The 25,785-nt window shown below is 63.5% G+C and carries 26 protein-coding genes; 8 read left to right on the top strand and 18 right to left on the bottom strand.

Annotation, left to right across the window (positions count from 1 at the left end; translation table 11 throughout):
• Window positions 1-89: 89 nt before the first annotated feature.
• From BN1188_RS07205 to ppsA, 7 genes are all read right to left on the bottom strand, one after another.
• Entirely contained in the window at window positions 90-914 is an 825-nt protein-coding gene (locus BN1188_RS07205) for a mechanosensitive ion channel family protein (protein WP_040260752.1), read from the bottom strand.
• A 2-nt stretch (window positions 915-916) separates the two neighbouring features.
• Entirely contained in the window at window positions 917-1,162 is a 246-nt protein-coding gene (locus tag BN1188_RS07210) for a hypothetical protein (RefSeq protein WP_040260753.1), read from the bottom strand.
• Between the two features lie 59 nt (window positions 1,163-1,221).
• A complete protein-coding gene (locus BN1188_RS07215) occupies window positions 1,222-2,217 on the bottom strand; it encodes a zinc transporter ZntB (protein ID WP_040261395.1) in 996 nt (331 codons plus the stop codon).
• A 35-nt stretch (window positions 2,218-2,252) separates the two neighbouring features.
• Window positions 2,253-2,744 (bottom strand): ribonuclease E activity regulator RraA, encoded by a 492-nt coding sequence (rraA, locus tag BN1188_RS07220; RefSeq protein ID WP_040260754.1) that lies wholly within the window; start codon window positions 2,742-2,744, stop codon window positions 2,253-2,255.
• Between the two features lie 51 nt (window positions 2,745-2,795).
• Window positions 2,796-3,095 (bottom strand): Rieske (2Fe-2S) protein, encoded by a 300-nt coding sequence (locus BN1188_RS07225; RefSeq protein ID WP_040260755.1) that lies wholly within the window; start codon window positions 3,093-3,095, stop codon window positions 2,796-2,798.
• Window positions 3,096-3,119: 24 nt separating this feature from the next.
• Window positions 3,120-4,139 (bottom strand): alpha/beta fold hydrolase, encoded by a 1,020-nt coding sequence (locus BN1188_RS07230; protein ID WP_052469194.1) that lies wholly within the window; start codon window positions 4,137-4,139, stop codon window positions 3,120-3,122.
• A gap of 65 nt (window positions 4,140-4,204) precedes the next feature.
• Entirely contained in the window at window positions 4,205-6,574 is a 2,370-nt protein-coding gene (ppsA, locus tag BN1188_RS07235) for a phosphoenolpyruvate synthase (RefSeq protein ID WP_040260756.1), read from the bottom strand.
• Between the two features lie 171 nt (window positions 6,575-6,745).
• Between ppsA and ppsR the strand changes: the two genes are divergently transcribed.
• Window positions 6,746-7,564, top strand: coding sequence for a posphoenolpyruvate synthetase regulatory kinase/phosphorylase PpsR (gene ppsR, locus BN1188_RS07240; RefSeq protein ID WP_040260757.1), 819 nt, complete (start codon window positions 6,746-6,748; stop codon window positions 7,562-7,564).
• Window positions 7,565-7,598: 34 nt separating this feature from the next.
• On the opposite strand, the gene prpF is transcribed toward ppsR, so the two are convergent.
• The 5 genes from prpF to BN1188_RS07265 are packed head-to-tail and all read right to left on the bottom strand — an operon-like array spanning window position 7,599 to window position 14,238.
• Window positions 7,599-8,801 (bottom strand): 2-methylaconitate cis-trans isomerase PrpF, encoded by a 1,203-nt coding sequence (gene prpF / locus BN1188_RS07245; protein ID WP_040260758.1) that lies wholly within the window; start codon window positions 8,799-8,801, stop codon window positions 7,599-7,601.
• A gap of 10 nt (window positions 8,802-8,811) precedes the next feature.
• Window positions 8,812-11,412: a Fe/S-dependent 2-methylisocitrate dehydratase AcnD gene (gene acnD, locus BN1188_RS07250; protein WP_040260759.1), complete on the bottom strand. Its 2,601-nt coding sequence runs from the start codon at window positions 11,410-11,412 to the stop codon at window positions 8,812-8,814.
• Window positions 11,413-11,470: 58 nt separating this feature from the next.
• Window positions 11,471-12,598, bottom strand: coding sequence for a bifunctional 2-methylcitrate synthase/citrate synthase (prpC, locus tag BN1188_RS07255; protein ID WP_040260760.1), 1,128 nt, complete (start codon window positions 12,596-12,598; stop codon window positions 11,471-11,473).
• A 45-nt stretch (window positions 12,599-12,643) separates the two neighbouring features.
• On the bottom strand, window positions 12,644-13,531 hold the full coding sequence (gene prpB, locus BN1188_RS07260; protein WP_040260761.1) for a methylisocitrate lyase: 888 nt from the start codon (window positions 13,529-13,531) through the stop codon (window positions 12,644-12,646).
• Window positions 13,528-14,238, bottom strand: a complete 711-nt coding sequence (locus tag BN1188_RS07265; protein WP_040261397.1) for a GntR family transcriptional regulator — start codon at window positions 14,236-14,238, stop codon at window positions 13,528-13,530. Before BN1188_RS07265 ends, prpB begins: the two co-directional genes overlap by 4 nt.
• Window positions 14,239-14,452: 214 nt before the next feature.
• Between BN1188_RS07265 and rloA the strand changes: the two genes are divergently transcribed.
• The 5 genes from rloA to BN1188_RS07290 all read left to right on the top strand — a co-directional run bounded on the left by rloA (window position 14,453) and on the right by BN1188_RS07290 (window position 19,740).
• Window positions 14,453-14,989: a retropepsin-like aspartic peptidase RloA gene (gene rloA / locus BN1188_RS07270; protein WP_040260762.1), complete on the top strand. Its 537-nt coding sequence runs from the start codon at window positions 14,453-14,455 to the stop codon at window positions 14,987-14,989.
• A 5-nt stretch (window positions 14,990-14,994) separates the two neighbouring features.
• Window positions 14,995-16,536 carry an osmotic stress tolerance membrane protein RloB gene (rloB, locus tag BN1188_RS07275; RefSeq protein WP_040260763.1) on the top strand — a complete coding sequence of 514 codons (1,542 nt, stop codon included), beginning with the start codon at window positions 14,995-14,997 and terminating at the stop codon, window positions 16,534-16,536.
• A complete protein-coding gene (locus BN1188_RS07280) occupies window positions 16,536-17,513 on the top strand; it encodes an alpha-L-glutamate ligase-like protein (RefSeq protein ID WP_040260764.1) in 978 nt (325 codons plus the stop codon). Before rloB ends, BN1188_RS07280 begins: the two co-directional genes overlap by 1 nt.
• A 63-nt stretch (window positions 17,514-17,576) precedes the next feature.
• The gene (gene pabB, locus BN1188_RS07285) at window positions 17,577-18,920 is read left to right on the top strand and encodes an aminodeoxychorismate synthase component I (protein WP_040260765.1); all 1,344 of its coding nucleotides are present in this window, start codon (window positions 17,577-17,579) and stop codon (window positions 18,918-18,920) included.
• A gap of 85 nt (window positions 18,921-19,005) precedes the next feature.
• Complete coding sequence (locus tag BN1188_RS07290) at window positions 19,006-19,740, top strand: phosphoadenylyl-sulfate reductase (RefSeq protein WP_040260766.1); 735 nt, start codon at window positions 19,006-19,008, stop codon at window positions 19,738-19,740.
• 20 nt (window positions 19,741-19,760) lie between these two features.
• Here BN1188_RS07290 and cysB read toward each other — a convergent pair whose 3' ends face one another.
• Both cysB and BN1188_RS07300 read right to left on the bottom strand, forming a co-directional pair.
• On the bottom strand, window positions 19,761-20,735 hold the full coding sequence (gene cysB / locus BN1188_RS07295; RefSeq protein ID WP_040260767.1) for an HTH-type transcriptional regulator CysB: 975 nt from the start codon (window positions 20,733-20,735) through the stop codon (window positions 19,761-19,763).
• Between the two features lie 113 nt (window positions 20,736-20,848).
• Window positions 20,849-21,349: a universal stress protein gene (locus BN1188_RS07300; RefSeq protein WP_040260768.1), complete on the bottom strand. Its 501-nt coding sequence runs from the start codon at window positions 21,347-21,349 to the stop codon at window positions 20,849-20,851.
• Between the two features lie 191 nt (window positions 21,350-21,540).
• On the opposite strand from BN1188_RS07300, the gene BN1188_RS07305 reads away from it, so the two are divergent.
• Complete coding sequence (locus tag BN1188_RS07305; protein WP_040260769.1) at window positions 21,541-22,617, top strand: 3-deoxy-7-phosphoheptulonate synthase; 1,077 nt, start codon at window positions 21,541-21,543, stop codon at window positions 22,615-22,617.
• Window positions 22,618-22,676: 59 nt separating this feature from the next.
• On the opposite strand, the gene BN1188_RS07310 is transcribed toward BN1188_RS07305, so the two are convergent.
• Window positions 22,677-22,958 (bottom strand): GNAT family N-acetyltransferase, encoded by a 282-nt coding sequence (locus BN1188_RS07310; RefSeq protein WP_040260770.1) that lies wholly within the window; start codon window positions 22,956-22,958, stop codon window positions 22,677-22,679.
• 462 nt (window positions 22,959-23,420) lie between these two features.
• On the opposite strand from BN1188_RS07310, the gene BN1188_RS07315 reads away from it, so the two are divergent.
• Window positions 23,421-23,672, top strand: a complete 252-nt coding sequence (locus BN1188_RS07315; RefSeq protein ID WP_040260771.1) for an Lpp/OprI family alanine-zipper lipoprotein — start codon at window positions 23,421-23,423, stop codon at window positions 23,670-23,672.
• Window positions 23,673-23,767: 95 nt separating this feature from the next.
• Here the strand turns inward: BN1188_RS07315 and BN1188_RS07320 are convergent, their stop codons facing one another.
• From BN1188_RS07320 to BN1188_RS07330, 3 genes are all read right to left on the bottom strand, one after another.
• Window positions 23,768-24,727, bottom strand: coding sequence for a L,D-transpeptidase family protein (locus BN1188_RS07320; RefSeq protein WP_040260772.1), 960 nt, complete (start codon window positions 24,725-24,727; stop codon window positions 23,768-23,770).
• Between the two features lie 95 nt (window positions 24,728-24,822).
• Complete coding sequence (locus tag BN1188_RS07325; protein WP_040260773.1) at window positions 24,823-25,119, bottom strand: hypothetical protein; 297 nt, start codon at window positions 25,117-25,119, stop codon at window positions 24,823-24,825.
• Window positions 25,120-25,174: 55 nt separating this feature from the next.
• Window positions 25,175-25,780: an arylesterase gene (locus BN1188_RS07330; protein ID WP_040260774.1), complete on the bottom strand. Its 606-nt coding sequence runs from the start codon at window positions 25,778-25,780 to the stop codon at window positions 25,175-25,177.
• Window positions 25,781-25,785 lie beyond the last annotated feature (5 nt).

A 25,785-nucleotide genomic window follows, 5' to 3' on the forward strand; every position in this document is an offset into this window, starting at 1 on the left:
ACGGTTCGGGCCGCAGGTCAGGTCAGTTCCGCCAGCGCCCCGATGGGGCTGGCTTTTTCGCGGCGGGCATACTACCAGAATATGCACGCCTAGCGACTACTGACCTTCTCCGCGAGCAGGACCCGGTTCGACAGCGAAACAAGCTCACCCTCGTCAGTCATCACCGTCGTCTTCACGGTGCCAATTTCTTCTATGTACCCCTCTACCTCGCCGACTTGCACATGCTGGCCCACCTGGTAGAGCTCACGTACATAGATGCCAGCCAGAATCTGGCCGGCGATGTCCCGACTGCCCAGGCCCATGGCCAGGGCCACGGCCAGACCAACGGTAATCAGGGCGATCACGATCACATGGTTGAGCAAGTCTGTCTTGATCTCCAGCTGGCTGATGGCCACGGAAATGGAGATGACGATGACCAGCCACTGGGCTACTCGTCCAAGGCCGCCGGCGTACTCGATGCCGACCCCTTCGGCGGCGCCGCGTACGATGCCATTGACCAGCTGCGCCAGCAGTACGCCCACCAGCAACACCAGCACGGCGCCGAACACCTTGGGCAGATACAGCGCCAGCACGTCCAGGGTCGCCGAGACGCGCTGAAGCCCCAGGGACTCGGCGGCGGACACCAGGAAGATCAACAGCACGAACCAGTAGACGATCTTGCCCACCAGCGTGGAGATGGGCACCCGGATACCGGCCCGCCCCATCAGCTTGGTCAGACCGGTGCCGGCCATGAGCCGATCCAGCCCGAGCTTGGCCAGCAGGCGCGACAGCAGGGCATCAAGCAGCTTGGCCACCACGAAGCCCAGCAGGACCACAACCAGCGCGCCGAACAGATTGGGGATGAAGTTAGCGACTTTGGTCCACAAGGCGGTCATCGCCGTGACCAGGCTTTGGGTCCACAGGTCCAGTTCCATTTTCAATCAGCCTTATCCGCGCGCTGCGCGGCCTGGGTAGGGCGAGGCGTCGGCGACAGGTGCGGCGCCCCCTTGCTTACGGCGATCATGCCCGCCTGGAAACAGCGGCCGATCAGGCCGAACAGGTCCTGAGCACCTACCTGGCGGTTGGCGGTCTTCAGGACACGGTCCAGGCAGGCATCGTCATCACGCCCGGCCGGCGCGGCGTTGAGCATGTCCCGCAGGGACTGTTCGAATGGATCGTGCATGATCACCTCACGAAATTGACTCAAAGACGACAGCCCGCGACACCAGGTCACATCCGCACTCACAACCAGCGCAGCTGCCGATACAGCAGCCATTGCCCCACCGCCACGGCCAGGGTGACCCCGCAGGTAATGAGGAACCCCGCCGAGTTGTCGGCCCCGGGCAAACCACCCACGTTCATGCCCAGCAGCCCGGTGATGAAAGTGATCGGAAGGAAGATGCCCGTGACCACGCCAAAGCGGTACATGGTGCGGTTCATGCGCTCGCTCAGCTGGCGCTGCTCGGCTTCGATCAACAGCGCGACCCGTTCGCGGTTCAGTTCCAGCTCCTCGAGATAGCGGGTAAGGCTGTTGTTCAACTCGTTCCAGTAATGGCTGTGCTCGTTGGAAAACCAGCCGGGACAGTTGCGCGCCAGCAGAGCGAACAGGTCCCGCTGGGGGGCGAGGAATCGTCGCAGGCCCGCTGAGCGGCGACGCAGGTGCAACAGGCTGGAATGCTCCGGGGCATACCCATCCTCGCTGTCGACCCGTTCTTCTTCGGTATCCAGGGTCTCGGTCAGCTGGTCGACCACCGCCTGGATGCGCTCGGTCAGGCGCTCGGCCAGGTACAGCACCAGGTCGGCGGCGTTGCGCGGCCCTTCGCCGGCGGCCAGGCGGGCGACCAGGTCCTCGGTCGCGCGCAGCGAACGCAGGCGCAAGGAGATGACACGGCGCTCCTCGGCGAAAATGCGCACCGACACCATGTCTTCGGGCTGGGCGCCGGGGTTGAGATTGATCCCGCGCAGGAAGAGAAGAAAACGGGCATTGGGCAGGGGCACAAGCCGCGGACGGGTATTTTCTTCCAGCAACAGGTCGCAGCTGAAAGCGTTCAGCCCGCTTTCTTCACGGAGCCAGGCATGGGTACGCACCTGGCCACGATCCCAATGCAACCAGAGGCTTTCATGCTCGGCCAGTTGAAGGTGGACCAGGTCGGCCCGGGCCACAGCGCGGGCGCCGCCCTGGCCATCCAGAACCAGGGCGTGGACCAGCCCCCAGTCGGCATTGTCGTTTTCCAGCATCAGCGGCGGGTGAAGCGGCGTTCGTTCAGCCAATGTCACTCAGGCATGCTCAAAGGTACGTGGGAAAGCAGCACGCCGTTGTTGTCGGCGTACAGATAGTCACCGGGACGCAAGGTCACGCCGGCGAAGGTCACTGGCACATTCAGGTCGCCAATGCCGCGCTTTTCGGTTTTCAGCGGGTGCGTGGCCAGGGCTTGCACACCCAGGTTGGTCTGAGCGATGACATCCACATCACGGATGCAGCCATATACCAGCACACCTTCCCAGCCGTTGCGCGCTGCCTTTTCGGCCAGTTGGTCGCCCAGCAAGGCCCGACGCAGGGACCCCCCGCCATCGACCACCAGCACCTTGCCGGTGCCGTCGGTATCCAGCTGCTCCTTGACCAGGGAATTGTCCTCATGGCACTTGATGGTGACGATCTGCCCACCAAAGGAATCACGACCGCCGAAATTGCTGAACATCGGCTCGAGCACCTGCACCTGCTCAGGGTAGGCGTCGCAAAGGTCGGGGGTAAGGTAGTGCTGCATGATGAACTCCTTTTTCCGGAAAGCGGCTGTTGTGGATGAAGCGTCACTTTGTCAGACATCGAGGCCCAGCCGGTCCCCATCATAGGCCACGGGCCAGCGGATCAGTGAACCACAGTGGCCCTGGCGGGGCCGGCCACTGTGCACGTCGAATTCGATGCCGTGTCTTCGGCAGCGCAGCACCCCATTGGCCAGGGTGCCGTCGTGCAGAGGCGCGCCCTGATGGGGGCAGCGGTTTTCGAACAGCAGGTGCTGGCCCTGGTCGACGATCAGCAACAGCTGTCGCCCCGCCACGCTGAAGGCACGCTTGTAGCCTTCATCCAGGTTGACCAGACGCTCGAGGCTGATGAACACGTGCGGCCCTCCTCTTCCGATGATTCAGAGCTTAACCTGCTCCGCTGGCATCGTCAGCCCCTCGCCCAGGCTCGCCTGGGGCAGGACACGACCGGGCGCGCTCAGCCAGCGCTGGACCAGCGGCCACACTTCGCTCTGGGCCGCCTTGCTGACCAGCATGTCCACATGGCCGAAATCCTGGCTGAACCCCTGGGCCTGCCCCAATACCAGGAACTGGCCGTGCTCGCTGCCGAAGCGCTCGAACAACTGTTCGCAAGCCCAGGGCGGATCCTGATGATCACCGCCGCCGGCCACCACCAGCAGTGGCAGGCGCGCCTGGGCCAGCCCAGTACGCCAGTCGCCTCGGGCCCGCCCTAGCCGTCGACGCAAGCCATGCCAACGGAGCATTTCCAATGCCACTCCCGCCGGTTCATCCTCAGGACCACGCTTGAGCCGTGGGCCTGGAATATGTCCGAGCCGACGCAGCACCCCCCGCGCTGCCCAGTTCATGGGCGCAACCCGCAACGGCCAGGGCGCCCGGCTGACCTGGCTGCCGAACAGGGCCAGCCCAGCCAGGCTATCGGCGGTCAGCGCACCGCTGCCCAGTGCGACGGCCAGGCTGATGCCGCCCAGGGAGTGTCCGAGCCAGTACGGCCGCTGCCCGCTGAGCTCGGCGACAAAAGCGTTGATCACTGGAAGGTCGTAACGGGCGTAGGCGGCCACGTCGTTATGGCGGTACTGCTGGTTGCGCGGCGAGAGCCCGTGGCCGCGCATTTCGGGAATCCACACATCGAAACCCGCGCGTGCCAGGGTAGCGCCCAGGCCTACGCCCTTGGGCGAATACCAGAAGCGTCGATTGGAGAAGCTGCCATGCAGGAGTACCACAGGCGCGCCACGCCGGGCCTGATCCTGGGTCCGATCGGCCAGGCCGAGCCGGGTGACGGCCAGCTCCACGGTGGGGTCGGGGCTATTGCCGGCCTTGATACGGTAGACGTCTTCGCTGAGGTCGCCGCAGCGCTCCGCGCGAAGCAATGCGACAGGAAATAAACGGCTGCTGCTTTGCATGATTCCAGGCTTTGAATGAAAGGGGCACCCCCCGGCCACGGGCCCGGGGGGCGGGGATTATCCCCTCAAGCCTCGGTCTCGGCCAGGAAGAACCAGGTTTCCAGCACGGAATCCGGGTTCAGGGAGACACTCTCGATACCCTGCTCCATCAGCCACTTGGCCAGGTCCGGGTGGTCCGAGGGGCCCTGGCCGCAAATGCCGATGTACTTGCCGGCCTTGTTGCAGGCGGCGATGGCATTGGCCAGGAGCTTCTTGACAGCGGGGTTACGCTCGTCGAACAGGTGCGCGATGATGCCCGAGTCCCGGTCCAGCCCGAGGGTAAGCTGGGTCAGGTCGTTGGAACCGATGGAGAAGCCATCGAAGTACTCCAGGAACTCATCGGCCAGGAGCGCGTTGGACGGCAGCTCGCACATCATGATCACGCGCAGGCCGTTCTCGCCGCGCTTGAGGCCATTGCTGGCGAGCAGGTCCACCACCTGGCTGGCTTCGCCCAGGGTGCGCACGAAGGGCACCATGATCTCGACGTTGTCCAGACCCATGTCCTCGCGCACCCGCTTGAGGGCACGGCACTCGAGCTCGAAACAGTCTCGGAAGGATTCGCTGATATAGCGCGAGGCGCCGCGGAAGCCCAGCATCGGGTTCTCTTCCTCCGGCTCGTACAGCTTGCCGCCGATGAGGTTGGCATATTCGTTGGACTTGAAGTCCGACAGGCGCACGATGACTTTCTTGGGGTAGAAGGCCGCTGCCAGGGTACTGATGCCCTCGACCAGTTTCTCCACGTAGAAGCCGACCGGATCATCATAGCCGGCGATGCGCTTGTCCACGCTTTCCTTGAGCTCGGCCGGCAGATCGGCATAGTTGAGCAGGGCCTTGGGGTGTACGCCGATCATGCGGTTGATGATGAATTCCAGGCGGGCCAGGCCCACGCCGGCATTGGGCAGCTGGGCAAAGTCGAAGGCGCGGTCCGGGTTGCCCACGTTCATCATGATCTTGAAGGGAAGCTCGGGCATGGCGTCCACGGAGTTCTGCTTCACATCGAAGCCCAGCTCGCCTTCGAAGATGTAACCCGTGTCCCCTTCGGCGCAGGACACGGTCACGCCCTGGCCGTCCTTGAGCAGCTGGGTCGCGTTGCCGCAGCCGACGACCGCCGGGATGCCGAGCTCACGGGCGATGATCGCCGCATGGCAGGTACGCCCGCCACGGTTGGTGACGATAGCGCTGGCGCGCTTCATCACCGGCTCCCAGTCCGGATCGGTCATGTCCGACACCAATACGTCGCCAGGCTGTACGCGGTCCATCTCGCTGACGTCGCGGATGATGCGCACCTTGCCCGCGCCGATGCGCTGGCCGATGGCCCGGCCTTCGACCAGTACCGTGCCCTTTTCCTTGAGCAGGTAGCGCTCCATCACGTTGGCGCTGGCGCGGCTTTTCACCGTTTCCGGACGCGCCTGCACGATGTACAGCTTGCCATCGTCACCGTCCTTGGCCCATTCGATGTCCATGGGGCGGCCATAGTGGTTCTCGATGATCATCGCCTGCTTGGCCAGCTCGCTGACCTCGGCATCGGTAAGGCAGAAGCGGGCCCGCTCGGCCTTGTCCACCTCGACTGTCTTCACCGAGCGACCCGCCTTGGCTTCGTCGCCATAGACCATCTTGATGGCCTTGCTCCCCAAGTTACGGCGCAGGATGGCCGGGCGCCCCGCTTCGAGAGTGCCCTTGTGGACGTAGAATTCGTCCGGGTTGACCGCGCCCTGGACAACGGTTTCGCCCAGGCCGTAGGCACCAGTGATGAACACTACGTCGCGGAAGCCCGATTCGGTATCCAGGGTGAACATTACGCCGGCGGTGCCCGTTTCCGAGCGCACCATGCGCTGCACGCCCGCCGACAGCGCCACCAGCTTGTGGTCGAAACCCTGGTGAACGCGATAGGCGATGGCGCGGTCATTGAACAGGGAGGCGAACACTTCCTTGGCGGCGCGGATCACGTTGTCCACGCCACGGATGTTCAGGAAGGTCTCCTGCTGACCGGCAAAGGACGCATCGGGCAGGTCTTCGGCAGTGGCCGAGGAACGCACGGCCACGGCGATGTCCGGGTTGCCCTCGGAGAGTCGGGCGAAATGTTCGCGGATCTGGGCATTCAGGGCTTCGGGGAATTCGGCCTCCATCACCCACTGGCGGATCTGGGCGCCGGTACGGGCCAGCGCGTTCACGTCATCGACGTCCAGGGCATCCAGCGCGGCGTGGATCTGCGCGTTGAGGCCGCTCTGCTCGAGGAAGTCCCGATAGGCCTGGGCCGTAGTGGCGAAGCCGCCCGGAACCGAAACACCGGCACCGGCGAGGTTGCTGATCATCTCGCCCAGGGATGCGTTTTTGCCCCCCACGTGCTCTACATCGTGGACGCCGAGCTTATCGAGGGAAACTACGTACTCTACCAAGGTGATCTCTCCACAAAAGGGTTGGAACGCTCAGGGCGGGGCGCGGCGGCGACCCCGGGGGCACGGGTGGCTCAGGCCTTCGAAATGCAGGAGAATGCGAGACTCGGCGGCCAGCGAAGCGGGCCTATCATATCTCAGGATCCTTCCTTAAGCCTAAGGCCCGGGGCGCACATGAAACGATCGGCTTTCTTCATTTCCGACGGCACCGGCATCACGGCCGAAACCCTCGGCCAGAGTCTGCTCGCGCAATTCGAAACCATAACGTTCAACAAGTTCACGCGCCCCTATATCGACAGCATGGAAAAAGCGCGTGCCATGGTGCAGCAGATCAACGCCGCGGCCGAGCGCGACGGGGTACGCCCGATCATCTTCGACACCATCGTCAACCAGGACATCCGGGATATCCTGGCCACGTCCAATGGCTTCATGATCGACATCTTTTCCACGTTCCTGGCCCCACTGGAGCTGGAGCTGGGCTCACATTCGTCCTATTCGGTCGGCAAATCCCATTCCATCGCGCGCAACTCCAACTACATGGACCGGATCGAAGCGGTGAATTTCGCCCTGGACAACGACGACGGCGCGCGCACCCATTACTACGACAAGGCCGACCTGATCCTGGTAGGCGTGTCGCGCTCAGGCAAGACGCCGACGTGCCTGTACATGGCGATGCAGTTCGGTATCCGCGCGGCCAACTACCCTCTCACCGAAGAGGACATGGAGCGTCTGCAACTGCCCGCCGCCTTGCGTGCCCATAGTCACAAGCTGTTCGGCCTGACCATCGACCCGGATCGGCTCACCGCCATCCGCCACGAGCGCAAGCCCAACAGCCGCTATGCGAGCTTCGCGCAGTGCGAGTTCGAGGTCCGGGAAGTGGAAAACCTGTTCCGCCGGGAAAACATCCCGCACATCAATTCCACCCATTTCTCAGTAGAGGAGATCTCGGCCAAGATCCTGGTGGAAATGGGCGTGGAGCGGCGCTTCAAGTAGCGCCGCCTGGGTGGCCGTGGAGTTGGCCGTGGAGTTATCCGGCGGGCAGACCGGCAATGGGCGGCACCCTCACCCATCCTTCCATCAACACCCGCGCGCTGCGACTCATGATTGCCCGGGTCACTGTCCATTCACCGTTCACCTGGCGTGCCTCGGCCCCGACCCGCAACACACCCGATGGATGGCCGAAGCGAACCGACTGTCGCTCGCCGCCACCGGCCGCCAGGTTGACCAGAGTGCCCGGCACCGCGGCAGCCGTGGCGATGGCCACCGCGGCGGTACCCATCATGGCGTGGTGCAGCTTGCCCATGGACAGGGCGCGTACGAGCAGGTCCACCTCCGTCGCGGCGATCGCCTTGCCGCTCGACGCGGTATAGGCGGCTGGCGGCGCCACGAACGCGACCTTGGGGGTATGCTGCCGGGTCGCCGCCTCTGCCGCCTCGCGGATCAGGCCCATGCGCAGCGCGCCGGCGGTGCGGATGCGTTCGAAGCGCGCCAGGGCGGCCGGGTCGCCATTGATCGCTTCCTGCAGCTCGGTGCCGGTATATCCCAGGTCAGCGGCATCGAGGAAGATCGTCGGGATACCCGCGTTGATCAACGTGGCCTTGAAGCTGCCTTCGCCAGGCACCTCCAGTTCGTCGATCAGTTGGCCGGTGGGGAACATGGCACCGCCTTCCCCCTCCCCTTCGTCTGCCGGGTCAAGAAATTCCAGGCGCACTTCGGCCGCGGGAAAGGTCACGCCGTCGAGTTCGAAGTCACCGGTTTCCTGTACCGCGCCGGCGGTCATGGGCACGTGACTGATGATCGTCTTGGCGATGTTGGCCTGCCATACCCGCACCACGGCAGTACCGTCCCGAGGTACCCGCGCGGTCGAAACCAGGCCGCTGCTGATGGCGAAGGCACCAACGGCCGCGGAGAGGTTGCCGCAGTTGCCGCTCCAATCCACGAAGGGAGCGTCGATGGACACCTGGCCAAACAGGTAGTCCACGTCGTGGTCAGGGCGACTGCTGGGCGCCAGGATCACGACCTTGCTGGTGCTGGAAGTGGCGCCGCCCATGCCATCGGTGTGCTTTCCATAGGGGTCGGGGCTGCCGATCACCCGCAACAGCAAGGCGTCTCGGGCTGGGCCAGGCACCTGGGCCGCCAGCGGCAGGTCCTCCAGGCGAAAGAACACCCCTTTGCTGGTGCCGCCACGCATGTAGGTCGCAGGAATACGGAGTTGCCCTGGATGAGCCATGACTGTGTCCTCAAGCGGCTGCGATCTTGGAATCGAGAAAATCGTCGGCGAAGCGCTGCAGTACGCCACCGGCTTCATAGATGGATACTTCCTCGGCGGTGTCCAGGCGACAGGTCACGGGCACTTCCAGCCGCTCGCCATCACGGCGGTGGATGACCAGGGTCAGCATGGACCGTGGGGTACGCTCGCCGGTCACGTCGTAGGTTTCAGTACCGTCCAGCGCCAGGGTTTTGCGGTCTGTACCCCGGAGGAACTCCAGCGGTAATACGCCCATGCCGATGAGGTTGGTACGGTGGATGCGTTCGAACCCTTCGGCGACTATGACCTCGACACCGGCCAGGCGCACGCCCTTGGCCGCCCAGTCCCGGGACGAGCCCTGGCCATAGTCGGCACCGGCGATGATGATCAGCGGCTGCTTGCGCTGCATATAGGTTTCAATGGCTTCCCACATGCGCATCACCCGCCCCTCAGGCTCTACCCGCGCCAACGAGCCTTGCCGCAACTGGCCGGTCGCGTCCAGGACCATCTCGTTGAACAGCTTGGGGTTGGCGAAGGTGGCCCGCTGGGCCGTAAGATGATCGCCTCGGTGGGTCGCGTAGGAGTTGAAGTCTTCTTCGGGCAAGCCCATGCGCGCCAGGTATTCGCCGGCCGCCGAGTCCGCCAGGATGGCGTTGGAAGGCGACAGGTGATCCGTGGTGATGTTATCGCCCAGGATCGCCAGCGGCCGCATGCCGGCAAGGCCGCGCTCACCGGCCAGGGCACCTTCCCAATAGGGTGGTCGGCGAATATAGGTACTGGCTGGCCGCCACGGGTAGAGCGGACTGACACTTTCGGCGCTGCCCGGCTGGGCGGCGAACATGGGGATATAGACGCGGCGGAACTGCTCCGGCTTGACCGACGCCTGCACCACGGCGTCGATCTCTTCGTCGCCGGGCCAGATATCCTTGAGCCGGATGGCGGTGCCATCAGCCGCGTATCCGAGTATGTCCTTCTCGATATCGAAGCGGATGGTCCCGGCGATGGCGTAGGCCACCACCAGAGGCGGCGATGCCAGGAAGGCTTGGCGAGCATAGGGGTGAATGCGCCCGTCGAAGTTACGGTTGCCCGACAGCACGGCGGTGGCATACAGGTCGCGCTCGATGATTTCCTGCTGGATCACCGGATCCAGGGCACCGGACATGCCGTTGCAGGTGGTGCAGGCGAAGGCCACCACTCCGAAGCCCAACTGTTCCAGCTCCGGCAACAGCCCGCCTTCCTCCAGATAAAGCGCCACCGTCCTGGACCCCGGCGCCAGGGAGGTCTTGACCCAGGGCTTGCGCCGCAGCCCCAGGCGGTTGGCGTTACGGGCCAGCAGGCCAGCGGCGATCATGTTGCGAGGGTTGTTGGTATTGGTACAGCTGGTGATGGCGGCAATGATCACAGCGCCATCGGGCAACTGGCCAGGCGTGTTTTCCACGACGCCAGCCACGCCTTGGCTGGCCAGTTCACTGACGGGCAGGCGGCGGTGGGGGTTGGACGGCCCGGCCAGGGTGCGCACCACCGAATCCAGGTTAAAGTGCAGCACGCGCTCGTATTCGGCGCTGTCCAGGTCATCGGCCCAGAGTCCCGCGGTACGGGCATAGGTTTCCACCAGGCGAACCTGCTCATCTTCCCGGCCGGTCAGGCGCAGGTAGCTGATGGTCTGCTCGTCGATGGCGAACATGGCGGCAGTGGCGCCGTATTCAGGTGCCATGTTGGCGATGGTGGCACGGTCGCCCAGGGTCAGGTTGCGCGCGCCGGCGCCATGGAACTCCAGGTAGGCGCCGACCACCTTTTGCTGGCGCAGGAATTCGGTCAGGCTCAGGACTACGTCGGTAGCGGTGATCCCCGGCCCCGGCCGGCCACTGAGCTCGACGCCAACGATTTCCGGCAGGCGCATCCAGGACGCTCGCCCCAGCATCACGCTCTCCGCTTCCAGGCCACCTACGCCAATGGCGATCACGCCAAGCGCATCCACCATTGGCGTGTGCGAATCCGTGCCTACGAGGGTATCCGGGAACGCGACTCCATCGCTTGCCTGGATCACTGGCGACATCCGCTCCAGGTTGATCTGATGCAGGATGCCATTGCCCGGCGGGATGACGTCCACATTCTTGAACGCACGCTTGGTCCAGTCGATGAAATGGAAGCGGTCCTCGTTCCGGCGATCTTCGATGGCGCGGTTCTTGGCGAAGGCGTCCGGGTCGTAGCCTCCGCATTCCACCGCCAGTGAATGATCGACGATCAATTGGGTGGGCACCACCGGGTTCACCTTGGCCGGGTCGCCGCCGCGCTCGGCGATGGCGTCGCGCAGGCCAGCCAGGTCCACCAGGGCCGTTTGCCCGAGGATGTCATGACAGACCACTCGGGCGGGAAACCAGGGGAAGTCCAGGTCGCGCTTGCGCTCGATCAACTGCTCCAGGGAAGGCCGCAACATGGCCGGGTCGCAGCGGCGGACCAGGTTTTCCGCCAGTACCCGAGAAGTGTACGGCAGGCGTGCATAAGCGCCAGGCTCGATGGCCTCCACGGCCGCGCGGGCGTCGTAATAATCCAGGTCGGTGCCGGGAAGGGGCTTGCGGTGGTTCGTATTCATGGCGGCTCGGGCTCGATCACGGTCAGGGGCCAAGGAAGGGCCAGGCCCTTCCTTGCGGTCAGCGCTGTTCCAGAGGGATGTAGGCGCGCTCTTCCACGCCGATATATTCGGCGCTGGGGCGGATGATGCGGTTGTTGGCGCGCTGCTCGAACACATGGGCCGCCCAGCCGGTCACCCGCGAACAGACGAAGATGGGCGTGAACAGCGGCGTGGGAATGCCCATGAAGTGATAGGCCGAAGCGTGATAGAAATCGGCGTTGGGGAAGAGCTTCTTCTGTTCCCACATCACCTTATCGATAGCTTCGGACACCGGGTAAAGCACTTGGTCGCCCACCTCATCGGCCAGCTTGCGCGACCACTGCTTGATCACCTCGTTGCGCGGATCGGACTCTTTGTAGATGGCATGACCGAAGCCCATGATCTTGTCCTTGCGCGCCAGCATCTCCAGGGTCCCGGCCATGGCGACGTCGGGGGAGTCGAAGCGCTCGATCATCGCCATGGCCGCCTCGTTGGCGCCGCCGTGCAGGGGCCCGCGCAAGGCGCCGATAGCCGCCGTCACGCAGGAATACAGGTCCGACAGGGTCGAGGCGCATACCCGGGCGGTAAAGGTCGAGGCGTTGAACTCATGTTCGGCGTAGAGAATCAGCGAGACGTCCATGACCTTGCGATGCAATTCACTGGGCGCCTTGCCGTGCAGCAGGTGCAGGAAGTGACCGCCCAGGGTGGGCTCATCACTGGTACAGGCGATACGCTTGCCGCCATGGGCGAAGTGGTACCAGTAGCACATGATCGCCGGGAAGGTAGCCAGCAAACGCTCGGTCACCTGGCGCTGCTGGCCGAAATCCTGTTCCGGTTCCAGGGTGCCCAGCACGGAGGCCCCGGTGCGCATCACATCCATCGGGTGAGTACTGGCCGGCAGGCGCTCGAGCACGTCCTTCAGCGGCTGGGGCAGGTCGCGCATGCCCGCCAGCCGCTGCTGGTAGACCACCAACTGTTCCCGGTTGGGTAGCTCGCCTTCGAGCAGCAGGTAGGCGACCTCCTCGAACCCGGCATGGGCTGCCAGCTCGCGCACGTCATAGCCGCGGTAGGTAAGCCCGGCGCCGGCCTGGCCCACGGTGGACAGGGCCGTCTGCCCCGCGACCTGGCCCCGCAATCCCGCGCCGCTGAGTATCTTTGCTTCTGCCATGAGGTTCTCTCCTTCTTGAAATTATTCTGAGATAGGCCAGCAGGCTCAGCGCTGGCGTGCGAAAAGCGCATCGAGCCGCTGCTCGTAATCGTGGTAGCCGATGGCGTCATACAGCTCCATGCGGGTCTGCATGCTGTCCACCACATTCTTCTGAGTACCGTCCCGGCGTATGGCGGTGTAGACGTTTTCCGCGGCCCTGTTCATCGCCCGGAAGGCCGACAGCGGATACAACACCAGGGAAACGTCCACGCTGCCGAGTTCATCAGTACTGAACAGCGGCGTGGCGCCGAATTCGGTGATATTGGCCAGAATGGGAGCTCGCACCCGATCGGCAAAGGTCTTGTACATGCCCAGTTCGGTAATGGCTTCGGGGAACACCATGTCCGCGCCGGCCTCGACACAGGCCTGGGCCCGCTCCAGGGCCGCCTCCAGACCTTCCACTGCCAGGGCATCGGTGCGCGCCATGATCACGAAGCTGGGGTCGGTACGGGCATCTACCGCGGCCTTGATCCGGTCGACCATCTCAGCCAGGGAGACGATTTCCTTGTTTGGCCTATGCCCACAACGCTTTGCGCCGACCTGGTCTTCGATGTGGATGGCGGCCGCGCCGAACTTGATCATCGAGCGGACGGTGCGGGCGACGTTGAAAGCCGAGGCACCGAAGCCGGTATCCACGTCCACCAGCAACGGCAGGTCGCACACGTCCGTGATGCGACGTACATCGGTCAGGACGTCGTCCAGGTTGCTGATGCCAAGGTCAGGCAGGCCCAGGGAGCCCGCCGCCACGCCGCCTCCGGACAGGTAGATGGCCTTGAACCCGGCGCGCTGGGCCAGGAGCGCGTGATTGGCATTGATGGCGCCAACCACCTGCAAGGGCCGCTCGTTGGCGACGGCATCGCGAAAGCGCTGGCCGGGAGTGGTATGCACGGTCATGAGTCACCTCTTTGGAATTGTTCGCAGCCCGCTTGGGCGAGTTGGCGCTCGACATTGCGGCGGGAACCGGCGATGTGCCGGCGCATGAGCAGCTCGGCCAGTTCGCCATCCCGCTCGGCGATGGCGTCGAGAATCCGATGATGTTCAGCGAAGGCATGTCGCGGCCGGTTGGGCGTGGTGGAGAAGCGGATACGGTACATGCGCACCAGCTGGTACAACTCGCCGCACAGCAGTTGGGCCAGGGTTCGGTTACCGCTGCCCTGGATGATCCGATAGTGAAAGTCGAAGTCGCCTTCCTGCTGGTAATAGCCCACCCCGGCCTGGAACCCTGGGTCGCGCTCATGGGTGTCCAGTACGCGCCTCAGTTCATCCACCTCGGCAACGCTCATGCGTGTCGCGGCGAGGCGGCAGGCCATGCCTTCGAGGGATTCGCGGATGTCGTACAGCTCGATCAGTTCCGCCTGGCTCAGGGATACTACCCGCGCGCCCACATGAGGCACCCGCACCAGCAGGCGCTGCCCTTCCAGCCGATGAATGGCTTCGCGCAGCGGGCCTCGGCTTACCCCATAGGTACGGGCCAGTTCAGGCTCGGAGATCTTGCTGCCTGGGGCAATTTCGCCGCGCACGATGGCCCCTTGTATACGGCGGAAAACCGACTCGGCGATGGTTTCAGAATCAAGCTCAAGCAGCGAGGCGGCCTCTTGCATATTGTCGACACTCTTGGCGTTATGGCTACGTTCTACCCGGCTTACGCCTGCCCAGTCAATATAATTGTCGACAGTTCGGGTAGTATCCCTGACGATTCGCCGCATAGTGGCAAGCTGCTTGCGCTGGCGCCATCGAACCACCATGGTAGAATGCGCCGCTTTTCTGGCTCCCGCGGCCATGTCGCTTCCGTCTTTCCGCCATAGCCCAGGTCCCATGCGAACACCTAGCCTTCCTTCCCTGCTCGGCCTGCTGCTGGTTCCCGGCCTGGGCCTGGCCGCCGAAAAGACTGTCTACGGGCTGAACGAATACGCCCGGCTCGATGAGCTCGACCTCGAAGTCGCCGCCAAGCTGGATACCGGCGCCATCACTGCCTCGCTCAGCGCACGGGACATCAAGCGCTTCAAGCGCGACGGAGAGTCCTGGGTGCGCTTCTATCTGGCTATCGACGAGGCGCACCAGCATCCCATCGAGCGCCCGCTGGAGCGGATCAGCCGGATCAAGCGCCGCGCCGGCGACTATGATCCGGAAGCAGGTGAGCGCTACACGGCCCGCCCGGTGATAGCCTTGAACGTGTGCCTGGGTAAGGCGCGTCGGCGCATCGAGGTCAACCTCACCGACCGCAGTGCCTTTCAGTATCCCCTGCTGGTAGGCTCCGAGGCCTTGAAGCGGTTCGATGCGCTGGTGGACCCTGCCCTGAAATACACCGCCGGCAAACCTGCCTGCGGCCTCCAAGCTTCCAACGCCGAGTAGCCTGAATGCGTTCCCTCACCCTTCACCTGAAGTTGCTGATCCTGACCCTCGTACTGCTGGGGGGCGGTATCACGGGCTACCAGATCTTCGCGCTAGGCATTCCGGTAACCGAAGACGAAACCGACGACCTCTGGAACATCGACGCCAAGATCGAGTTCGTGCCCACGCCGAAAACCCCGGTGAAGGTGCAGATGTTCGTGCCGCCACTGACCAGCGATTATGTCAGCCTCAACGAGAGCTTCATTTCCAACAACTACGGCGTGAGCGTCAACCGCATCGACGGCAACCGCAAGGTCACCTGGTCGTCGCGCCGCGCCTCGGGCAACCAGACGCTGTACTACCGCCTGGTATTGACCAAGCGCTACAGCAACGACAAGCCCAAGCCCAAGGGCCCGACATTCCGCGACAGCCTGGTGCTCGAAGGGCCGGAGAAGATCGCCGCCGAAGCCTTGCTTGCGCCCATCCGGCGTCATTCGGCCGACGTGGAAACCTTCATCAGCGAAACCATCAAGCGGGTCAACAACCTTGGCGACGACAACGTCAAGCTGCTCCTGGGGGGCGACACCTCCTCGCCGCACAAGGCTCGGGTAGTGGACCTGCTGCTTTCCATCGCCCACGTGCCCATGGAACTGGCCCATACCCTTCGCCTGGAGGCCGATCAGCCACAGATGCCCGAGCTTTGGTTGCGCAGCTTCAACGGCACCAAGTGGCTTTACTTCAACCCCGACACCGGCGAGCAGGGCCTGCCGACCGACCGCCTGCTGTGGTGGACCGGGGATGAGCCGCTGATCACCCTCGAAGGCGGCAAGAAGATCAATGTCACCTTCACCCTCAACAACAGCGAGATGAACGCCATCCGCCTGGCCAAGCTGACGGACGAGAACACCGATGCGGACTTCCTCGCCTATTCGTTGTACGGCCTGCCCCTGCAAACCCAGCAGACCTTCATGGTCATGGTGATGATTCCGATCGGGGTGCTGGTGATCCTGATCCTGCGCAACCTGATCGGCCTGCAGACCCTCGGCACCTTCACGCCCGTATTGATCGCCCTGGCGTTCCGCGAAACCCAGCTGGGCTACGGTATCGTCCTCTTTACCCTCATCACCGCGCTGGGCTTGTCGCTGCGCTCCTACCTGGAGCACCTGAAGCTGCAGATGCTGCCACGGCTATCGGTCGTGCTCACCTTCGTGGTGGTGCTGATCGCCGCCATCAGCCTGCTCAGTCACAAGCTGGGCCTGGAGCGCGGGCTTTCAGTAGCCCTGTTCCCCATGGTGATCCTGACCATGACCATCGAACGGCTGTCCATCAGCTGGGAAGAGCGCGGTGGCGGCCACGCCATGAAGGTCGCGGTCGGCACTCTGTTCGCCGCTTCCCTGGCACACATTCTGATGACCGTTCCGGAACTGGTGTACTTCGTCTTCACCTTCCCCGCCGTGCTTTTCATATTGGTGGCCTTCATGCTTGCCATGGGCCGCTACCGCGGCTATCGCCTTACCGAACTGCTGCGCTTCAAGGCATTCGTCAAGGAACAGGAGAAAGGCGCCTGATGCTCGGCTTGATCAAGACCTGGAAAGCCCTGAGGGCCCAGGGAATCATGGGCATCAACCGTCGCAACGCCGACTACGTGCTCAAGTACAACGATCGGCGACTCTATCCGGTAGTGGATGACAAGATCATCACCAAGGAGCGCGCCATTGCCGCGGGCATCCAGGTGCCGGAACTGTACGGGGTCATCTCCACCGAAAAGGAAATCGAGCAGCTGGACCGCATCATCGGCGAGCGCGCCGACTTCGTCATCAAGCCGGCCCAGGGGGCCGGCGGCGACGGCATCCTGGTGATCAGCGACCGCTTCGAACATCGTTTTCGCACGGTGTCCGGCAAGATCGTCAGCCGGGCGGAGATTGAATACCAGATTTCCAGCATCCTGACCGGTCTGTATTCCCTGGGGGGCCACCGTGATCGGGCGCTGATCGAATACCGCGTCACGCCCGACCCGATCTTCAAGAGCATCAGCTATGAAGGCGTGCCGGACATCCGCATCATCGTGCTGATGGGCTATCCGGTGATGGCGATGGTGCGCCTGCCCACGCGCCAGTCGAGCGGCAAGGCGAACCTGCACCAGGGCGCCATCGGCGTGGGCGTGGACCTGGCGACCGGCATCACCCTGCAGGGCACCTGGCTGAACAACATCATCCAGAAGCACCCGGATACGACCAATGACGTGCAGGACGTACAACTGCCGTACTGGGACGGCTTCATGAAGCTCGCGGCGGGCTGCTACGAATTGTGCGGGCTAGGCTACATCGGCGTGGACATGGTGCTCGACCAGGACAAGGGCCCGCTGATCCTCGAGCTCAATGCCCGTCCGGGCCTGAACATCCAGATCGCCAACAACTGCGGCCTGGCCCACCGCACCGAGACGATCGAGGCGCACTTGCGGCGGCTGGCGGAGGAAGGCCGCAGCGAAACCCCGGCCGAGCGGGCAAGCTTCGCTCAGGCGGCGTTCGGGCACGTGGGTCGCTGACGCCTGGAGGGCTTCGCCGCTTGCCACTACAATTCGCCCCCCAGTGACCACAGCCCCTGCCCCATGACACTCTGCCGCCTGCATCCCCTTCCCTACCTGGCCGACGCCACTGCCTATTTTGCGCAGATAAAGGACGCGCCCGGTGCCGTCTTGCTCGACAGCGCACGGCCAATGGCCACCCGAGGGCGCTACGACCTGCTGAGCGCCTGGCCCCTGGAAAGTCTCGCGCCACAAGCCGGCGAGCCGGGCCAGACGTTCATTGCGCGCTTGCGAGCTGGGCTGGCCAGGCTGGGCACTGCCCAACTGCCCGAAGGTAGCGACTTGCCCTTCGCTGGCGGGCTCATCGGCTACCTGGCCTATGATTTCGGCCGCCGCCTGGAACGGCTGCCAACCGGGCCAGGCAGCGATTTCCACCTGCCTGACGCACAACTGGGCCTGTACGACTGGGCACTGATCAGCGACCACCAGGCCGAGCGGTGCTGGCTGATGTTCCATCCCAGCGTGCCCGCCATCCGAGAGCGGCAACTGATTGAGCGCTTCGAGCGACCGTCGACCCTGTCAACGCCAGGCTTCCAGATCACCCAGCCTTTCGCCAATGAGGTCGAGGCACCCGCCTACCAGGCCGCCTTCGACCAGGTACAAGCCTATATCCGCGCTGGCGACACCTACCAGATCAACCTGACGCGCCGGTTCGCCGGGCGTTGCGAAGGCGACCCCTGGGCGGCTTACCTTGCCCTGCGCGCCGCCTGCCCTACGCCCTTCTCCGGGTTCCTGCGTGTAGACGCGCGCACCCACATTCTCAGCCATTCGCCTGAACGCTTCCTTCACGCCGCGGACGGCGCGGTGGAAACCCGGCCCATCAAGGGCACCCGGCCGCGGCGGGAAGACCCCAGCGAAGACGCCGCCCAGGCCGCCGAGCTCCTGAGCAGCGACAAGGACCGGGCCGAAAACCTGATGATCGTCGATCTGCTGCGCAACGACCTGGGCCGCGCTTGCGCCCTCGGCAGCGTTCGGGTGCCAGCGCTGTTCGCCTTGGAGTCCTATCCGAACGTCCACCATCTGGTCAGCCGCGTGGTCGGGCAGCTGGCGCCAGGCAAGGACCCCCTGGACCTGCTGGCCAGCAGTTTTCCCGGGGGCTCGGTGACAGGCGCGCCCAAGATCCGCGCCATGCAAATCATCGACGAACTAGAACGCAGCCGCCGGGACATCTACTGCGGCTCTCTGCTTTACCTGGACGTGCGAGGACGGATGGACAGCTCCATCGCCATTCGCACCCTGCTTGTCCAAGAGGGCCGCATCGCCTGCTGGGGCGGTGGCGCGGTCGTGCTGGATTCGGAGGCCGAGGCTGAATACCAGGAGTCACTGATCAAGGTGAATACGCTGATGCGCACCCTGGAAGCCCTTTGAGCCCTGGGGCCAGCATCACTTGGCACAATTTGGTAACCTGTGGACATTCGAGCGTGACAAGCGCCTGCCATATTGGACTAGCCTGATGAACCACCTCTTTGATGTCGCCGAAGCGGCGGCTACCTATGCGAGCAAATCTCCCCAGGAGATCCTCAAGTTCGCTTTTGAACACTTCGGCGACGACCTCTGGGTGTCCTTCAGTGGCGCCGAGGATGTTGTACTGCTGGACATGGCCTGGAAGCTGAATAAACAGGTCAAGGTCTTTACCCTCGATACCGGCCGGCTTCACCCTGAAACCTACCGGTTCATCGAGCAGGTACGGGATCACTACAGCATCGCCATCGACATCCTGACGCCTGAACGTGAACCGTTGGAAGCCATGGTCAAGGAAAAGGGCCTGTTCAGCTTCTACCGGGACGGCCATGGCGAATGCTGCGGCATCCGCAAGATCGCCCCGCTACGGCGCAAGCTGTCAACGGTCAAGGCGTGGGCCACAGGCCAGCGCCGCGACCAGAGCCCCGGCACCCGCAGCCAGGTAGCCACCATGGAGATCGACAGTGCTTTCTCCACGCCCGAGCACACCCTGTACAAGTTCAACCCCCTGGCACAGATGACCAGCGAAGAAGTCTGGGGATATATCCGCATGCTGGAGCTGCCCTACAACAGCCTCCACGAACGCGGCTTCATCAGCATTGGCTGCGAACCCTGCACGCGCCCGGTGCTGCCGAATCAGCATGAACGCGAAGGCCGCTGGTGGTGGGAGGAAGCGACCCAGAAGGAGTGTGGCCTGCACGCCGGCAACCTGATCGCCAAGGCCTGAGGCCATCCCTTCCCACCCTGTCAGTGCACCGGCAGCTCGACACCGTCGAACAGTTCTTCGAGCTCCTGCCTGTTATGACAAGCCATGGCCTGGGTCATGACGTCCCGGGTCAGGTGCGGAGCGAAACGCTCGATGAAGTCGCACATGAACCCCCGCAGGAAGGTGCCGCGACGGAAGCCGATCTTGGTCACGCTCGCCTCGAACAGGTGGTCGGCGTCGAGCACTACCAGATCGTTGTCCAGCTTGGGGTCTACCGCCATGTGGGCGACGATGCCCACGCCCAGGCCCAGGCGCACATAGGTCTTGATCACGTCGGCGTCGGCGGCGGTGAATACCACCTTGGGCGTCAGGCCGCGGTGGCTGAAGGCTTCGTCCAGCTTCGAGCGGCCGGTGAAACCGAACACGTAGGTGACAATAGGGTGCTCGGCCAGCACTTCCAGGGTCAGCTTCGGCAGCTTGGTCAGGGGGTGCCCCTGGGGCACTACCACGCAACGATTCCAGCGGTAGCACGGCATCATGATCAGATCACCGAACAACTCCAGGGCCTCGGTGGCGATGGCGAAGTCGACAGTGCCATCGGCGGCCATTTCGGCGATCTGCATGGGCGAACCCTGATGCATGTGCAGCGCTACTTCCGGATACTGCTTGATGAACGCGCTGATCACTGGAGGCAAGGCGTAGCGAGCCTGGGTGTGCGTGGTCGCGATGGACAGGGTGCCCTTCTTCTCGTTGGAGAACTCCTGGGCGATCTGCTTGATGCTTTCGACCTTGCGCAGGATTTCCCCGGCCGTGGTGATGATGCGCTCACCCGCCGGAGTGACCCGGGTCAGGTGCTTGCCACTGCGAGCGAAGACCTCCACGCCCAGTTCGTCCTCGAGCAGGCGGATCTGCTTGCTGATGCCGGGTTGGGAGGTGTAAAGGCTCTGCGCAGTGGCGGAAACGTTCAAGTCATGGTGAGCGACTTCCCAGATATAGCGCAGTTGTTGAAGCTTCATTGCGACCCCCCAAGGTCAAAACGCCGCGCCGGCTCTTGCCTGGCAGGCTAGCGGCAACGGATATAACTATATTGATGGTTTTCGCCAGAATCTAGAACTTTTTGCAAGATAGGTCAGGATTTCCGCCGCCCCGGGGCCTGGGTCAGCGGTACCAGATACACAGGCGCCTGCGCTAGCTGCAATACTCGCGCGGCGGTGCGGCCTAGCGGCACCTCGGCTTCGCCGACTCGACTGTGACTGCCCAATACTACCAGGTCCACCCGTAGCCGCCGCGCCTGATCCAGGATGACCTCGGCCGGGTCACCTTGGCGAACCCTTACGGCGCGAATCAGGGCCAGGTCTGCCTCACCATCGGCCAACTCTTCGCTGAAAGTGTCCAGCACCCGTTTCTCGATGCTGGCCATCATGGTGCTGACACCGCTTAGGTGAAGCTCTTCCAACGCCGGAGCATCAAGGTAGCTTTGCAGGACAGACTCAGCGAAACTGCCCATCGGCTCCACGGCATGGATGACATGAAGCTCGGCGCTGAACCTGCGCGCCAATACCAAGGCATGCTGCAGGACGAATGGCGCATAGGCGCCCAGGTCGGTGGCGTACAGCATCGAACGGATCATTAGCACTCCCGCGCCGCCCAAGTCGACGACGACAGGGAAAGTCTAGCAGCGGCGCGGCAAAGCGCGGACGCTGCCCAGGCACCAGCAGCCGCCGGGACCATTGTCGAACCACCGCAGAACGCGCTAAGGTTCCGCACCCCCGCGCTGACCATCGCCCGGTCGCGCCGAACCGCCTGATGAACGAGTACCCCATGGCCGATTTACCGATCAACGACCTTAACGTCGCGTCGAACGAGACCCTGATCACCCCAGACCAGCTCAAGCGTGATATCCCTCTGAGCGAAGCGGCCGGTGAAACCGTCGCCAAGGGCCGGGAAGTGATCCGCAACATTCTCGACGGCAAGGACCACCGTGTGTTCGTGGTCATCGGCCCCTGCTCCATCCATGACATCGACGCGGCCCACGACTACGCCCGCCGTCTCAAGGCACTCGCCGAGGAAGTGTCCGACACCCTTTATCTGGTGATGCGGGTGTACTTCGAAAAGCCCCGCACCACTGTAGGCTGGAAGGGCCTGATCAACGACCCTTACCTGGATGACTCTTTCAAGATCGCCGACGGGCTGCACATCGGTCGTCAGCTGTTGCTGGATCTGGCCGAGATGGGCCTGCCCACGGCCACCGAGGCTCTGGACCCTATTTCCCCACAGTACCTGCAGGACCTCATCAGCTGGTCAGCCATCGGGGCGCGCACTACCGAGTCCCAGACCCACCGTGAAATGGCGTCCGGCCTATCGTCGGCCGTAGGCTTCAAGAACGGGACCGACGGCGGCCTCACCGTTGCCATCAATGCCTTGCAGTCGGTGTCCAAGCCTCATCGTTTCCTGGGTATCAATCCCGAGGGCGGCGTGTCCATCGTGACCACCAAGGGCAATGCCTACGGTCATGTAGTACTGCGTGGCGGCAATGGCAAACCCAACTATGACTCGGTCAGCGTGGCTCTGTGCGAGCAGGCCCTGGAAAAGGCCGGCATCCGTCCGAACATCATGATCGATTGCAGCCATGCCAACTCCAACAAGGACCCGGCCTTGCAGCCTCTGGTCATGGAGAACGTGGCGAACCAGATCGTAGAGGGCAACCGGTCGATCATCGGGCTGATGGTGGAAAGCCATATCAATGGCGGCGCTCAGGCCATTCCCAAGGATCTTTCCGAGCTTCAGTATGGCGTTTCGGTCACCGACGGCTGCATCGGCTGGGAAACCACCGAGGCCAGCATCCGCGCCATGCGTGACAAGCTCAAGCCACTGCTGGCGAACCGGGTTCGCCCCTGAGTCCGTACAGCACTGAAAAAACGCCGGGGTAGCCCGGCGTTTTTTCATTGTCCGTTGTATCAGACCTTGGGGATTCGACGCTGGTGGCGCTCCATGTAGCGCTCTACATAGGAACACGACGGAATCACCGTGTAGCCCATGCTGTCGGCATACTCCAGCGCCTTTTCAGTCAACGCGGCGGCAATCCCCCGCCCGCGGAGCGCATTGGGCACGAAGGTGCGGTAGATATCCAGCGTCTGCTTGCCCAGGTCCATGTACGTCAGGTAGGCACGATGACCGTCCACGCTGGTTTCGAACTGGTGACCAGCCTGGTCGTGATGGATGGACAACGCCTCGCTCATATCGAATCCTCGCGGGTCTTGGAATTAGACCCCTACCATACCGCTGTTTGACCGCCGTTGGAACTCTTCCGTCAGCATGCTCTTGTGTTGGATCCGCGCTCGAAGCGCGGAGTTTCGTTTAGGGCGGCAAGTCTCGCTGGCGACTGGCCAAGTAGCGAAACGCGCCGCCGGGCGTGCCAGGGTAGACGCTCAAAGACAATCGAAGTCACAGCAAGTTCACAACTAAGAGCAACTTGGGCTTAGTTATGCACTGACCACCGCCCAGCCCAACATCGCCGCGCCCTTGACTCTGTTGCCAACGCTCTGGAGGTCGCTATCCATGCGCCTCGCGAAGGAAGATTTTTTAACGGTTCTTGCACAACCTCAGTTTACTTACTACAAGTAATGAGTACTATGTACGCCGGCTATTTTCTCACTTCGAGAGATGGCTACTAAATAGAAAGTCCTTTGAAGGGGAACACGATGAACAACGTTCTGAAATTCTCTGCTCTGGCTCTGGCTGCCGTTCTGGCTACCGGCTGCAGCAGCGCGTCCAAAGAATCCGAAGCTCGCCTGACCGCTACCGAAGACGCTGCAGCTCGCGCGCAATCCCGTGCCGACGAAGCGTATCGCAAGGCTGACGAAGCTCTGGCCGCCGCTCAGAAAGCCCAGCAGACCGCCGACGAAGCCAATGAGCGCGCCCTGCGCATGCTCGACAAGGCTAGCCGCAAGTAATCCTTCGGGACACTGGCGCAAAAAAGCCGGCCCCTGACGGGGCCGGCTTTTTTATGGGCGTCGGGCCTGCAAAAACCCTGGCGCAGGCGGCACGCTCAGAGCGGAGCCTCAGGAGCCGCGGACATGGCGGTCCCGGCCGAGTTGATCACCACCGGGATACCGTCTTCGGCCCCGATCACGTCCCGGACCCTATCCCAGTCCACCGTCATCTGCGCGGACAGGTCCTTGCGGCTGAGCAGCGCATTGATCACCGCGGTGTGCTTGTCCACCATCGATGGGTCGCCCTGGGCATCCAGGGGCGTATGCGCCTCGAGGTACACCTGGCCACCGCCGACCCCGAACTTGTAGGGCTCGTTGATGATCCGCACCGGCGTGCCGACCGGGACCATGGTCGACAACTCGAGAACGTTCTCGTTGTACATGCGGAAGCAGCCATGACTGGTGCGCGTGCCAATTCCGAATTTCTTGTTCGAGCCATGGATCAGGTAGCCAGGCAGGCCCAGGGTGAACTTGAACGGCCCCAGGGGGTTGTCCGGCCCCGGCGGAACCACGTTCGGCAGCGGATCACCGTCGGCGGCATGCTCAGCCTTCACTGAAGCCGGGGGCGTCCAGGAAGGGTTGGCGGTCTTGGCGATGATCTTGGTGTTGGCCACCGGAGAGCCCCAGCCTTCTCGCCCGATCCCCAGCGGATAGGTACGCACGACGTCCTGCCCCTTGGGGTAGTAGTACAGGCGATACTCCGCGAGGTTGATCACGATACCTTCCCGAGGGCCGGGGGGCAGGATGAAGCGCGTGGGCAGCACGATTTCCGTGCCCGCCTTGGGCAGCCAGGCATCCACACCTGGGTTGGCCGCCAGCATTTCGTTGTAGCCAAGATCATAGGCCTGGGCGAGATCGGCGAAGGTGTCTTCATACTTGGCGCTGATGGTCTGCACCTGGCCAACGATGTCTTCCCCGGGCGGGGGTAGCGGAAACTCCAGCGCCACGGCCGGCGCCGCAGCAAGCGCTGCGGCCAGGGCGAGGCAACGACTGAGGACAGGGAAACGCGGCAACATCCGGTCAATCCTTAAATGCAGTGGACCAAGGCACAAACCGGCAAGTGTACACCCGGGCTGGGGCCGCCGGAATCATCGTCACCCGAACGACGGGCTCAATCGTACTCATTCTGTAGACCCGGCCACACCGGCCGAGTGCCTTTGCGTTGAGCGAACAGTATGGCCCGGCATAACGGGCACAGACGCGTATCGCGGAAGATCTCCCGCCCCACCGTCTGCCAGCGAGGCTGAGCCGGCAGCAGGCCGCCGCAGAGGGTACGGTCCACCGAGCCGCCGAGCTCAAGTTGCCGGGCTGCGACATGCACACGCACTTCCTGGCAAGCGAACAGGTCAAGCTGTTCATCGGGCTCGATCAATTGGTAGGCGAACAGGGACCAGGCAGGACGTGGCATCAGGGGCTCCGGAAGGGGGCGCAACCTTAGCTCAAAGCCTGCCTGGAGAAAAGCGTCAGAGCAGCGGTTTCAGGGCCGGCCACACATTTTCCAGCAAGCGGGGCTGCGCCTCGACCCTGGGGTGGATGCCGTCGGCCTGCATCAACTCCGGGACACCCCCTACACCTTCCAAGAGCGAAGGCACCAGCGGCACCTGTTGGTCGCTGGCGACCTCCTGGAAGACGCGGCTGAACGCATTGATGTAAGGCGCGCCATAGTTGGGCGGCAGAGGCACCCCCAACAACAGGACCTTGGCACCCTGCCCCTTGGCCTGGTCGATGATCCACGTAAGGTTTTGTTGCAATTGCGCCGGTGGCTGGCCACGCAGGCCATCATTGCCACCCAGTTCCACGATGACCAGGTCCGGCCGGGTCTGCGCCAGCAGCGGCTGCAGGCGGGCCCGGGCATTGGCGCTGGTGTCTCCGGTGATGGAGGCGTTCACTACCGTGTCGGCATAACCCTCGGCGCGCAGACGTTGTTGCAGCAGGGCGACCCAGCCTCGGGAGGTATCCAGGCCGAAACCGGCGCTGATACTATCGCCCAGCACGAGCAAGGTCCCGGCCCCCGCTGTCTGAGCCATGCAGGCAAGCCAGAGCGCGGCGGCGCATTTCCACATTCGCATCGGAT

The organism is Pseudomonas massiliensis (genome assembly GCF_000826105.1).
Classification (GTDB): domain Bacteria; phylum Pseudomonadota; class Gammaproteobacteria; order Pseudomonadales; family Pseudomonadaceae; genus Aquipseudomonas; species Aquipseudomonas massiliensis.